A 12,808-nucleotide genomic window follows, 5' to 3' on the forward strand; every position below is an offset into this window, starting at 1 on the left:
GAAGGCTGCGATCTTTTGATCTTGTTTTTTAAAATCAGGATCAAAAGATCGCAGCCTGCGGCAGCTCCTACAAGGGAATTGTGGGAGCTGGCTTGCCAGCGATGAGGTCATCAGCCTCACAGATCAGACCTGAGGCTTGCCCCTATCCGCCGGCCGCCGCACACCCGCCACAATCTTGTCCACCGCCTTGGTCGCCGCGACCATGCCGAACGTCGCCGTCACCATCATCACCGCGCCAAACCCGCCGGCGCAGTCGAGCTTCACCCCGTCACCGACAAAACTCTTCTGCAAACAGATGCTGCCGTCCGGTTTCGGATAGCGCAGCTGTTCGGTGGAAAACACGCACGGCACGCTGTAATGACGGGTCACGGTGCGCGAGAAGCCATAGTCGCGACGCAATGTCGAGCGCACTTTCGAGGCCAGCGGATCGTTGAACGTACGGTTGAGGTCGCAGACCTGAATCAGTGTCGGATCGATCTGCCCACCCGCGCCGCCGGTGGTAATGATCTGAATCTTGCGACGTTTGCACCAGGCGATCAGCGCAGCCTTGGCGTTGACCGCGTCGATGCAGTCGATCACGCAGTCGATGTTCGGCGTGATGTACTCGGCCATGGTGTCGCGGGTGACGAAATCCGCCACCGCATGCACGGTGCAGTCCGGGTTGATCCCGCGCAGACGCTCGGCCATCACTTCGACCTTGGGTTTGCCGACGGTGCTGTCCAGCGCATGCAACTGGCGGTTGGCGTTGCTGACGCAGACGTCGTCGAGGTCGAACAGCGAAATTTCGCCCACGCCACAGCGGGCCATGGCTTCCGCCGCCCAGGAACCGACACCACCGACGCCGACAATCGCCACATGGGCCGCACGCAGGCGCTCGAGGCCCTCGATGCCATACAAACGGGCGATGCCTGCAAACCGTGGATCTTCTGTACTCATGACCATTACCCCAAAAACCGGCGCGCATTATAGGGCCGTCGGCGGCCAGGAGCATCTTTGACGCTATGAACGGCAACCACAGCCGTTTTCACACAACCTTTGTGGCGAGGGAGCTTGCTCCCGCCGGGTCGCGAAGCGGCCCTCAAAAAGCGGCCTGCTTCGCAGTCCCAGCGGGAGCAAGCTCCCTCGCCACCGTGAATTGCTATAACTGAACAACAAAGTTTTCTCTTACAAGCTGTTACTAAAGAACTTAAATCAGGTTGGACTGCCCAACATCGGGCATTTCCCTGTCCGGTGTACGACCAGTGAACTGCCGGTGTAGGATTCGCGCCCTTTTGGCGTAAGCCGAACCGTTCCTTCGTTCCACAGCCTTTGGAACCCGAAATAGCTATGTCATCGCGTAAATTTGGTCTCAACCTGGTGGTGGTTCTGGCAATCGCCGCCCTGTTCACCGGTTTCTGGGCGCTGATCAACCGCCCGGTCTCCGCGCCCAACTGGCCGGAGCAGATCTCCGGTTTCTCCTATTCGCCATTTCAGCAGGGACAATTCCCACAGAGGGATCAGTATCCGACTGACGATGAAATGCGTCGCGACCTGGAGATCATGAGCAAGCTGACGGACAACATCCGCATCTACTCGGTCGACGGTTCGCTGCAGGACATCCCGAAGCTGGCGGAAGAGTTCGGTCTGCGCGTGACCCTCGGGATCTGGATCAGCCCCGACCAGGAACGCAACGAGCGGGAAATCCAGCGCGCCATCGAACTGGCCAATACCTCGCGCAGCGTGGTGCGGGTGGTGGTCGGTAACGAAGCGATCTTCCGCAAGGAAATCACTGCCGAGCAACTGAGCGTGCTGCTGGATCGCGTGCGCGGGGCGGTAAAAGTGCCGGTCACCACGTCCGAGCAGTGGCACGTCTGGGAAGAACACCCGGAACTGGCCAAGCACGTCGACCTGATCGCTGCGCACGTGCTGCCGTACTGGGAATTCATCCCGGTCGACAAGGCCGGACAGTTCGTCTTCGACCGCGCCCGTGACCTGAAAAAGCTGTTCCCGAAAAAGCCGCTGCTGCTGTCCGAAGTCGGCTGGCCAAGCAACGGGCGCATGCGCGGTGGCGCCGATGCGTCGCCGGCGGATCAAGCGATCTACCTGCGCACGCTGGTCAACAAGCTCAACCGCCAAGGCTTCAACTATTTCGTGATTGAAGCCTTCGACCAGCCATGGAAGGCCAGTGATGAAGGTTCGGTGGGCGCTTACTGGGGCGTGTTCAACGCCGCGCGCCAGCAGAAATTCAACTTCGAAGGTCCGGTCGTCGCCATCCCGCAATGGCGCGTGCTGGCCATCGGTTCGGTGGTGCTGGCTCTGCTGTCGCTGACCCTGCTGATGATCGACGGCTCGGCCCTGCGCCAGCGTGGCCGTACCTTCCTGACCTTTATCGCGTTCCTTTGCGGCTCGGTGCTGGTGTGGATCGGCTATGACTACAGCCAGCAATACAGCACGTGGTTCAGCCTGACGGTGGGTTTCCTGCTGGCGCTCGGTGCGCTCGGGGTGTTCATCGTGCTGCTGACCGAGGCCCACGAACTGGCCGAAGCGGTGTGGATTCACAAGCGTCGGCGTGAATTCCTGCCGGTGGTGGGCGACTCCAGCTATCGCCCGAAAGTGTCGATTCACGTGCCCTGCTACAACGAACCGCCGGACATGGTCAAACAGACCCTCGACGCCCTGGCCGCCCTCGATTACCCGGACTATGAAGTCCTGATCATCGACAACAACACCAAGGATCCGGCCGTGTGGGAGCCGGTGCGCGACTACTGCGCAACCCTCGGCCCGCGCTTCAAGTTCTTCCATGTTTCGCCCCTGGCCGGGTTCAAGGGCGGTGCGCTGAACTACCTGATTCCGCACACCGCCAAGGACGCCGAAGTGATCGCGGTGATCGACTCCGACTACTGCGTGCACCCGAACTGGCTCAAGCACATGGTGCCGCACTTCGCCGATCCGAAAATCGCCGTGGTGCAGTCGCCGCAGGACTATCGCGACCAGAACGAAAGCACCTTCAAGAAGCTCTGCTACGCCGAATACAAAGGTTTCTTCCATATCGGCATGGTCACCCGCAACGACCGTGACGCGATCATCCAGCACGGCACCATGACCATGACCCGGCGTTCGGTTCTGGAAGAGCTGGGCTGGGCCGACTGGTGCATCTGTGAAGACGCCGAACTCGGCCTGCGCGTGTTCGAAAAAGGCCTGTCGGCGGCGTATTATCACGACAGCTACGGCAAGGGCCTGATGCCGGACACCTTCATCGACTTCAAGAAGCAGCGTTTCCGCTGGGCCTACGGCGCAATCCAGATCATCAAGCGCCACACCCGCAGCCTGCTGCGCGGCAAGGACACCGAGCTGACCCGTGGCCAGCGTTACCACTTCCTCGCCGGCTGGTTGCCATGGGTCGCGGACGGCATGAACATCTTCTTCACCGTCGGCGCCCTGCTGTGGTCGGCGGCGATGATCATCGTGCCGCAACGGGTCGATCCGCCGCTGCTGATCTTCGCAATCCCGCCATTGGCGCTGTTCGTGTTCAAGGTCGGCAAGATCATCTTCCTCTACCGTCGCGCCGTCGGCGTGAACCTCAAGGATGCGTTCTGCGCGGCACTGGCCGGGCTGGCGTTGTCGCACACCATCGCCAAAGCGGTGCTGTACGGCTTCTTCACCAGCAGCATTCCGTTCTTCCGCACGCCGAAAAACGCTGACAACCACGGCTTCTGGGTAGCGATTTCCGAAGCACGCGAAGAGCTGTTCATCATGCTGCTGTTGTGGGGCGCGGCGCTGGGGATCTACCTGGTGCAGGGCATTCCGAGCAATGACATGCGCTTCTGGGTGGTCATGCTGCTGGTGCAGTCGCTGCCGTACGTCGCGGCGCTGATCATGGCGTTCTTGTCGTCGTTGCCAAAACCGGCCGCTGCGCCTGAGCCGGCGCCTGTCGTCTAATTCCTCGACGATGCACTAAACGGCGGCCAATGGTCGCCGTTTTGCTTTAAGATAACCGCCATTTTGCGGGGCTTGGCGTGATACGCGGTGTAACCGACCGAACCCAATCCCTGTGGGAGCGAGCTTGCTCGCGAAGGCTTTGTAACATTCAACCCTTAAGTTGCCTGATACACCGCTTTCGCGAGCAAGCTCGCTCCCACAGTGGCCCCAGCCCAATTTCAAGCTCCCGGAGTTTCCCATGACGGCCCACGCCGACCTTTCGTCGACCCTCCAACTCGCCATCGACCTGATCCGCCGTCCGTCCGTGACGCCGGTCGACGCCGATTGCCAGAAGCAGATGATGCAGCGCCTGGGCGATGCCGGTTTCACCCTTGAGCCGATGCGCATCGAGGATGTGGACAACTTCTGGGCCACCCACGGCAATGACGACGGCCCGGTGCTGTGCTTCGCCGGCCATACCGACGTGGTGCCGACCGGTCCGGTGACCGCCTGGCAGATTGACCCGTTCAACGCCGTCATCGACGAACACGGCATGCTCTGCGGCCGTGGCGCGGCGGACATGAAAGGCAGCCTGGCGTCGATGACCGTGGCCGCCGAGCGCTTCGTCGCCGACTACCCGAATCACAAGGGCAAGGTCGCGTTCCTGATCACCAGCGACGAAGAAGGCCCGGCGCACCACGGCACCAAGGCTGTGGTAGAACGTCTGGTCGCGCGCAAGGAACGTCTGGACTGGTGCATCGTCGGCGAACCGTCGAGCACCACGCTGGTCGGTGATGTGGTGAAAAACGGTCGTCGCGGCTCGTTGGGCGCCAAGCTCACCGTGCGCGGTGTGCAGGGTCACGTGGCCTACCCGCACCTGGCGAAGAACCCGATCCACCTCGCCGCCCCGGCGCTGGCCGAACTGGCCGCCGAGCACTGGGACCACGGCAACGATTTCTTCCCGCCGACCAGTTTCCAGATTTCCAACCTCAACTCCGGCACCGGCGCGACCAACGTGATCCCGGGTGATCTGGTGGCGGTGTTCAACTTCCGCTTCTCCACCGAATCCACCGTCGAAGGCCTGCAGAAACGCGTGGCCGACATCCTCGACAAACACGGTCTGGACTGGCACATCGACTGGGCGCTGTCCGGCCTGCCGTTCCTCACCGAGCCGGGCGCGCTGCTCGACGCGGTGTCGTCGAGCATCAAGGACATCACCGGCCGCGAGACCAAGGCGTCGACCAGCGGCGGTACCTCCGACGGTCGTTTCATCGCCACCATGGGCACGCAAGTGGTTGAGCTGGGGCCGGTCAACGCAACCATTCACCAGGTCAACGAGCGCGTGCTGGCGGCCGATCTCGACGTGCTGACCGAGATCTACTACCAGACCCTGATCAAGTTGCTCGCCTGATGCTCGCGTGCCCGATCTGCAGTGAACCGCTGAACAGCGTCGACAACGGCGTGGTCTGCCCCGCCGGCCACCGCTTCGACCGCGCGCGTCAGGGTTACCTGAATCTGTTGCCGGTGCAGCACAAGAACAGCCGTGATCCTGGCGACAATCAGGCGATGGTCGAGGCACGCCGCGACTTCTTGAACGCCGGGCATTACGCGCCGGTGGCCAAGCGTCTGGCCGAGCTGGCGGCGAGTTATGCGCCGGCACGCTGGGTCGATATCGGTTGCGGCGAGGGTTATTACACCGCACAGATCGCCGAGGCCCTGCCGGACGCCGATGGCTACGCGCTGGACATTTCTCGCGAAGCGGTGAAACGCGCCTGCAAGCGCAACCCGGCGCTTACCTGGTTGATCGCCAGCATGGCCCGTGTGCCGTTGGCGTCGGGCAGTTGCCAGTTTCTCGCCAGCGTTTTCAGTCCGCTGGACTGGGAAGAGGCCAAGCGTCTGCTCAGCGTCGGCGGCGGCCTGATGAAGGTCGGCCCGACCAGCGGCCACCTGATGGAACTGCGCGAACGCCTGTACGACGAAGTGCGCGAGTACACCGACGACAAGCATCTGGCATTAGTGCCCGACGGCATGGCGCTGGCGCACAGCGAAACCCTGGAATTCAAACTGACGCTGGACAAGCCCGAGGATCGCGCCAACCTGTTGGCGATGACACCCCACGGCTGGCGCGCCAGTGCCGAACGCCGCGCCGCAGTGATCGAACAGCCCGAGCCGTTCGTGACCACCGTGTCGATGCGCTACGATTATTTCGTTCTTCAATAATTTTTGGTCTCGGGCAAGTGCCCGGGGCCGGCTAAATCCGCGAATGGATTTTTCAGACCCGCAGTGAGGACATCCATGCGCCAACCGGACATCGAGATTTACCTGAAAGACGCCGACGTCGACCACAAGGCGATTTCCGCCTGGCTCGGCGAAGCCTTGGGCCCGTGCAGCGACTGGGTGCAGAAGGGGCAGACCTACAAGTGCAAGGCCGGCAACATCCCGGTGACCTGGCTGCCGAAAGCCGTGGGCAAGTGGAACAGCCTGTACTTGGAAAGCGATGCGACCCCATGGGACGACGACATCGCCTGCGCCCGCGCAGCCTTTGCCGCGCTGAACGTCGAAGTGCGTTGCGCACCGGGCACCTGGGTCGAGGAAGAAGGTGAGGAAACGGCCGATCGCTGGATTCGCATCAGCGCCGACGGTGAAGAAGAAATCACCTGGAAAACTGCATAACAAAGCCGTACACAAAACCTGTGGGAGCGGGCTTGCCCGCGAAGGCGGCGGCACATCCAAAATAGAGGTGGCTGACAAACCGCTTTCGCGGGCAAGCCCGCTCCCACAGTGTTTTCTGAGGATCCGAAGAGTGCGGTTTACAATCCGACCACGTCTTCAGCCTGCAAACCCTTCTCGCCAGTCACCACCGCATATTCAACCTGCTGACCTTCAGTCAGCGAGCGATGCCCTTCGCCGCGGATCGCACGGTAGTGCACGAACACGTCCACCCCGTCGTCGCGCTGGATGAAGCCATAGCCCTTGGCGTCGTTGAACCACTTCACATTGCCGGTTTCACGTGTTGCCATCTGTTCATACTCCTTTTTTATTATTGAACAGGCTTTTCGCAGGAAAGCCTTTGCGGAACGTCAGACTGCGTCCGACGTCCATAAAAGGGCCCCGGCGACAGATTGCCGAGTATATGACAGGCGCAAAAAGTCTCAACAGGAGATTACTTCGCCGCTTTTTTGCCGATTTTCGGTGAATACGGCAAACTAGGGGGGCGTTCTTCATGAGTTTTCGCGCCGCGTTGTCGCCATAAAGCGGACCAGGCAAGGCGCAGGCCGCCGGGAATGGTTGTTCCCTTTCCAAGGCATGCAACGCAGTCTGGTCCGCTTTAAGGCACAACCCGAAGGGCCGCGCCTGCTGTTGTGCAGGGCTGCGTTGCTCGAAGCTTGTTTGGAACGACCAAACCACGCTTCTCGCGCCTTGCCCTGCACAACAGCAGGCGCGGCGCGGCACGAAAACTCATGAAGAACGCCCCCCTGCCCGCCCGAGCAAATGCTCGGTTTTATTCACTCACGCAGAAGCCGTATGACCCGTTCCCCGTTCCGCCGTCTTGTGTTTGGCACCTTGCGCCGACTGTTGTACCTCTGGGTTCGCTCCGAGACGATCAACCAGTCGTCGTTCACCCTCAACCTCGACCGCAGTCGTCCGGTGTTCTACGTCCTGCAAAACCCTTCGCTCACCGATCTGGCGGTGGTCGACACCGAGTGCACCAAGGCCGGTCTACCGCGTCCGGTGCTGCCGGTGTCGGTGGGGCCGTTGATCGAACCGGCAGCGTTTTTCTATTTGACGCCGGATCCGGACTGGCTCGGTCGTCAGGACAAGCGCGGCGCACCGCCGACCCTGACCCGTCTGGTCAGCGCCCTGACCCAGAACGCCGCCGAAGACGCGCAGATCATTCCGGTCAGCGTGTTCTGGGGCCAGTCGCCGGACAGCGAAAACAGTCCGTGGAAGCTGCTGTTCGCCGACAGCTGGGCGGTCACCGGGCGCTTGCGCCGACTGCTGAGCATCATCGTCCTCGGGCGCAAGACTCGCGTGCAGTTCTCGGCGCCGATCCACCTGCGCGAACTGATCGAGCACAACAAGGGCCACGAACGCACCGTGCGCATGGCCCAGCGCATCCTGCGCGTGCACTTCCGCAATCTGAAAGCCGCCGTCATCGGCCCGGATATCTCGCACCGTCGTAACCTGGTCAAGGGGCTGCTCAACCAGCCACTGGTCAAGCAGGCGATCCTCGACGAAGCCGAACGCGAAAACATCTCCCCGGAAAAAGCCAAGGCCCAGGCCCTGCGCTACGGCAACGAGATCGCCTCGGACTACACCTACACCGCGATCCGTTTTCTCGAAGTGGTGCTGAGCTGGTTCTGGAACAAGATCTACGACGGGATCAAGGTCAACCACATCGAAGGCGTGCAGAAGGTCGCCCAGGGTCACGAAGTGATCTACGTGCCGTGCCACCGCAGCCACATCGACTACCTGCTGCTTTCGTATCTGCTGTTCCGCAACGGCCTGACACCGCCGCACATCGCCGCCGGAATCAACCTGAACATGCCGGTGATCGGCAGCCTGCTGCGTCGTGGCGGCGCGTTCTTCATGCGCCGCACGTTCAAGGGCAATCCGCTGTACACCTCGGTGTTCAACGAATACCTGCACACCCTGTTCACCAAAGGTTTCCCGGTCGAATACTTCGTCGAGGGCGGCCGCTCGCGCACCGGGCGCATGCTGCAACCGAAAACCGGGATGCTCGCGATCACGATGCGCAGCTTCCTGCGCTCATCGCGGATGCCGATCGTGTTCGTGCCGGTGTACATCGGTTACGAGCGCGTGCTGGAAGGTCGCACCTACCTCGGCGAACTGCGTGGTGCGAGCAAGAAGAAAGAGTCGATCTTCGACATTTTCAAAGTCATCGGCGCGCTCAAGCAGCGCTTCGGTCAGGTCGCGGTGAACTTCGGCGAGCCGATCAAACTGGCGGAATTTCTCGACAGCGAACAGCCAGACTGGCGCCAGCAGGAGCTCGGCCCGCAATACAAACCGGCATGGCTCAACGAGACCACCAATCGCCTCGGCGAAAAAGTCGCGCAGCACTTGAACGAAGCCGCGGCGATCAACCCGGTCAATCTGGTGGCGCTGGCCTTGTTGTCGACAACCCGTCTGGCGCTGGACGATCGGGCCATGGCGCGGGTGCTGGACCTGTATCTGGCGCTGCTGCGCAAAGTCCCGTATTCGCCACACACCACGTTGCCGGAAGGCGATGGTCGCGCGCTGATCGAGCATGTGAAGGACATGGATCTGCTGTCCGAGCAGAACGATGCGCTGGGCAAGATTCTGTATCTGGACGAGCAGAACGCCGTCCTGATGACCTACTACCGCAACAACGTGCTGCACATATTCGCCCTGCCGGCGCTCTTGGCGAGCTTCTTCCAGAGCACCTCGCGCATGAGTCGCGAACAGATCCTGCGCTACACCCGTGCGCTGTATCCGTACCTGCAGGCGGAGCTGTTCATTCGCTGGAGCCTGGACGAACTGGACGGCGTGGTCGACCAATGGCTGGAAGCGTTTGTCGAGCAAGGCCTGCTGCGTTTCGAGAAGGACGTGTATATGCGTCCGGCGCCAAGCTCGCGGCATTTCGTGCTGCTGACCCTGTTGTCGAAAAGCATCGCGCAGACCCTGCAGCGCTTCTACATGACGGTGTCCCTGCTGCTCAACAGCGGCCAGCACAGCATCAGCGCCGAAGAGCTGGAAGACCTGTGCACGGTCATGGCCCAGCGCCTGTCGATCCTGCACGGTTTGAACGCCCCGGAGTTCTTCGACAAGAGCCTGTTCCGTCACTTCATCCAGACCCTGCTTGACCTCGACGTCCTGCGCCGCGACGAAGCCGGCAAGTTGAGCTACCACGAACTGCTCGGCGAACTGGCCGAAGGCGCGGCCAAACGCGTGTTGCCGGCGGAAATTCGTCTGTCGATTCGTCAGGTGGCTTTGCACCGCAGTGAAGATGCCGCCGAAACAGCGGATACACCACAAGTCTGAAACTTGCTGACAACTAACGGGCGCACACTTCAATGGCCCCGTTAGTTGATTCATGGATTAATAGGCTCAATCCACCAATAACGATACGGATATCGAGATGAGCCTGTTAATCGAAGAAACTTCTGCAGTAATCCTGGACTTCCGTCTACCACCCGAATTCCGCGCACCTGCCGATGGCGTTAATGAAACCATTGTCAGCGTCAAAGTATTCAATTCCCAATCGCCTATTAACATCAAGGACTGGCACCGTGCTTCGATCTACGACGCCGGCTGGAAATTTGACTTCCCTCATCACTACGGCGATGTAGGGGTCAGGTACCAAGTCAATGTCCAGATCCTTCATGACCAAATACCCTTGCTGATCGAGCAGGACTACTTTGTTACTGTCAACAACACTCCCCACCGTCAGACCTTGCACCTGAGCCCGATCGGGCTTCTGTATGTCGAAGCTCAAGAGGCAGAGGTTGTTGCGCCAGAACAAGCGGTCACCATCAGTCTGCATGAAGCAGAGTCTCCCGACGTTGAGCTGGTCAGTGTCAAACAGGACGAACAGTCAGTCTCCGGGTTTTATCTGAAATATGATCCTGACAGCGTTATACCCGGTAAACGCTATGCACTGACGGGTATTGAAAACCGCTACCATCAACGTCTTGTGATCTCGCCTGAACAAGTCGAACTGGCTCCCGTTGTGCCGAGTACCCGCGCGCTGTCGTTTCATAAATTAATGCAGTGGCTGGAAAAACCCTTACGTTTGTTCACTGACGCTGGCGTCAAAATCCGCTAGATTTCCTTCGGCGCCGGGATTCTTCCGGCGCAAAAGTCTCAGAGGTCCCGATGAAAAAACTCACCCTTCTCGCCGCAGCCACCCTGTTGAGCGCCTGCCAGTCGACCACCCCCGCCGGCAAGGTCGGCCTCGATGGCGAAGTGTTCTACCTGCAACGCATCGCCCTGCCACCAAGCGCGACCCTGAGCGTGAGCCTGCAGGACGTGTCGCTGGCCGACGCACCGGCGGTGGTCATCGACGAACAGAAAGGCCCGGTCAAAGGCCAGGTGCCGCTGCCGTTCCACTTGAGTTACGATCCGACCCAGGTCAAACCCGGCCACCGCTACTCGGTCAGCGCGCGCATCGAAGTCAACGGCGAGCTGATGTTCATCACCACCGAGAACCACGCCGTGCAACTGGACGGCAACGATCCGCAGCCGCTGAAAATCCGCGTCGACGCCATTCGCTAATTGTCTTTCAAGGAAGCTGCCATGCTCCGCCCTACCCTTCGCTTCGCCGGCCTGTGCGCGGGCTTGATGATCTCTGCCAGCGCCCTGGCACTGTCGCTCAGCGACCTCTCGCAACAAGACGCCACCGGCGGCCTCAAGGACGCCCTGACCCAAGGCGCGCAACTCGCCGTCAAACAACTCGGCACCCCGGGCGGTTTCAGCAACAACCCGGACGTTAAAATCGAACTGCCGGGCAAACTCGGCAAAGTCGCCGGCAAGATGAAAGCCTTCGGCATGGGCGCCCAGGTCGACGAACTCGAAACCGCGATGAACAAGGCCGCAGAAAGCGCCGTGACCCAGGCCCAGCCGATCCTCGTCGACGCCGTGAAAAAAATGACCGTGGCCGACGCCAAGGGCATCCTCAGCGGCGGCACCGACTCGGCCACCCAATACCTGGACAAGACCAGCCGCGAACAGATCCGCGCCAAGTTCCTGCCCATCGTCAAACAAGCCACCGACAAAGTCGGCGTAGCGCAAAAGTACAACGCCTTCGCCGGCCAGGCCGCGACCCTCGGCGTGGTGGATGCGAAAAGCGCCAACGTCGAAAACTACGTCACCGAACAAGCGCTCAATGGCCTGTTCGAAATGATCGGCAAACAGGAAGAAACCATCCGCAAGAATCCCGCTGCTGCAGCGACGGGTCTGGCGAAGAAAGTGTTCGGCACTTTGTAATTCTTGCCGCTGCACGAAAAAGCCCGCTGAACCGGTAATGGTCAGCGGGCTTTTTGTTGCGTGTCAGCCTTGCGGATCGACTTGATCGAGGACGCGATTTACCGACAGCTCAGCGAGCGAAATCATCTGCTGAATACCGAGAAGCTGACTGCACGTCGGGCCGCTCAGGGTAAACGCCAACTCACTGGCCATGACTTTGGCCGAGGCCAGCGTTTCACAGGCATGGGCCAGCAGGGTTTCGGAATCGACGTCGGGGAGGACAGTGAAGATTGTGCTGGGCTGAGTGGCAGGCTTGGGCTGTTTTTCTGACTCGGGCAGCAGGTAGTGATCGAGCGCACGCAGGGCTGCGTCGTGGAGCTTGCGCGAATCGAGGAAGGCGTAGGGGGAAACGGGATCGGTTGGTCGATCGGGGGTGGTTTCGGGTTCGGATTCGGATTCGGGGGGATTTGGGGTGTGTTTGAACATGGTGGAACTCCTAACTATTCAAGTGGAGCTACCACCATCACTTGCAGATGACGGGTGGCAGCTGTGCACGGGTCTGCAAGACCGAGTTGTTAGGCCCTCGGCATACCCAAAGGTATCCCGCACACAGCCACCATAAAACGATGGCCACTAAAAAGCGCCACGATTATAGGGGCGCTGATCAGCACCTAACAAACTATCGGCGGGCTTGCAGACCCGGTCGCTGAATTGGCAGCGACAGACTCAGGCTAGAGATCGCGCTTCCGACGGGCAACCTGAAAACCTTGTGGGAAGGTTCTGGTTATCTGGAACATTTTTAAACAAACCAAAGAGGTTGGATGGCTGGGCGGGCCTCTTCGCGAGCAAGCTCGCTCCCACAGTTGGATTGAGTGCAGGCAGTTGGAGATTGGTCGGCTGTCAGGCCGCCATCGCTGGCAAGCCAGCTCCCACAGTGGGGTTGGGTGCAGGCAGTTGGAGATTG

Annotated in this window: 11 protein-coding genes; 8 read left to right on the forward strand and 3 right to left on the reverse strand. The window is 60.5% G+C overall.

Annotated features, from left to right (window positions below; genetic code table 11):
- Positions 1 to 123: 123 nt before the first annotated feature.
- Positions 124 to 942, reverse strand: coding sequence for a tRNA cyclic N6-threonylcarbamoyladenosine(37) synthase TcdA (gene tcdA, locus ACU680_RS08580; RefSeq protein ID WP_448179210.1), 819 nt, complete (start codon positions 940 to 942; stop codon positions 124 to 126).
- 384 nt (positions 943 to 1,326) lie between these two features.
- On the opposite strand from tcdA, the gene ACU680_RS08585 reads away from it, so the two are divergent.
- The 4 genes from ACU680_RS08585 (at position 1,327) to ACU680_RS08600 (ending at position 6,570) form a co-directional block, all read left to right on the forward strand.
- A complete protein-coding gene (locus tag ACU680_RS08585; RefSeq protein WP_448179211.1) occupies positions 1,327 to 3,918 on the forward strand; it encodes a glycosyltransferase in 2,592 nt (863 codons plus the stop codon).
- A 238-nt stretch (positions 3,919 to 4,156) separates the two neighbouring features.
- A complete protein-coding gene (dapE, locus tag ACU680_RS08590) occupies positions 4,157 to 5,308 on the forward strand; it encodes a succinyl-diaminopimelate desuccinylase (RefSeq protein ID WP_400763021.1) in 1,152 nt (383 codons plus the stop codon).
- The gene (locus ACU680_RS08595; RefSeq protein WP_448179212.1) at positions 5,308 to 6,117 is read left to right on the forward strand and encodes a putative RNA methyltransferase; all 810 of its coding nucleotides are present in this window, start codon (positions 5,308 to 5,310) and stop codon (positions 6,115 to 6,117) included. Before dapE ends, ACU680_RS08595 begins: the two co-directional genes overlap by 1 nt.
- A 75-nt stretch (positions 6,118 to 6,192) precedes the next feature.
- The gene (locus tag ACU680_RS08600; RefSeq protein WP_007964251.1) at positions 6,193 to 6,570 is read left to right on the forward strand and encodes a hypothetical protein; all 378 of its coding nucleotides are present in this window, start codon (positions 6,193 to 6,195) and stop codon (positions 6,568 to 6,570) included.
- Positions 6,571 to 6,707: 137 nt separating this feature from the next.
- Here the strand turns inward: ACU680_RS08600 and ACU680_RS08605 are convergent, their stop codons facing one another.
- Complete coding sequence (locus ACU680_RS08605; RefSeq protein WP_003222087.1) at positions 6,708 to 6,917, reverse strand: cold-shock protein; 210 nt, start codon at positions 6,915 to 6,917, stop codon at positions 6,708 to 6,710.
- A 505-nt stretch (positions 6,918 to 7,422) separates the two neighbouring features.
- On the opposite strand from ACU680_RS08605, the gene plsB reads away from it, so the two are divergent.
- The 4 genes from plsB to ACU680_RS08625 all read left to right on the forward strand — a co-directional run bounded on the left by plsB (position 7,423) and on the right by ACU680_RS08625 (position 11,865).
- Positions 7,423 to 9,921: a glycerol-3-phosphate 1-O-acyltransferase PlsB gene (plsB, locus tag ACU680_RS08610; RefSeq protein ID WP_367083331.1), complete on the forward strand. Its 2,499-nt coding sequence runs from the start codon at positions 7,423 to 7,425 to the stop codon at positions 9,919 to 9,921.
- 97 nt (positions 9,922 to 10,018) lie between these two features.
- A complete protein-coding gene (locus tag ACU680_RS08615; RefSeq protein ID WP_448179213.1) occupies positions 10,019 to 10,705 on the forward strand; it encodes a hypothetical protein in 687 nt (228 codons plus the stop codon).
- A gap of 50 nt (positions 10,706 to 10,755) precedes the next feature.
- A complete protein-coding gene (locus tag ACU680_RS08620) occupies positions 10,756 to 11,154 on the forward strand; it encodes a YbaY family lipoprotein (protein ID WP_448179214.1) in 399 nt (132 codons plus the stop codon).
- Positions 11,155 to 11,175: 21 nt separating this feature from the next.
- Entirely contained in the window at positions 11,176 to 11,865 is a 690-nt protein-coding gene (locus ACU680_RS08625) for a DUF4197 domain-containing protein (protein WP_448179215.1), read from the forward strand.
- A 63-nt stretch (positions 11,866 to 11,928) separates the two neighbouring features.
- On the opposite strand, the gene ACU680_RS08630 is transcribed toward ACU680_RS08625, so the two are convergent.
- Positions 11,929 to 12,330: a DUF6124 family protein gene (locus ACU680_RS08630; RefSeq protein ID WP_448179216.1), complete on the reverse strand. Its 402-nt coding sequence runs from the start codon at positions 12,328 to 12,330 to the stop codon at positions 11,929 to 11,931.
- Positions 12,331 to 12,808 lie beyond the last annotated feature (478 nt).

Source organism: Pseudomonas sp. LF020 (assembly GCF_053456425.1).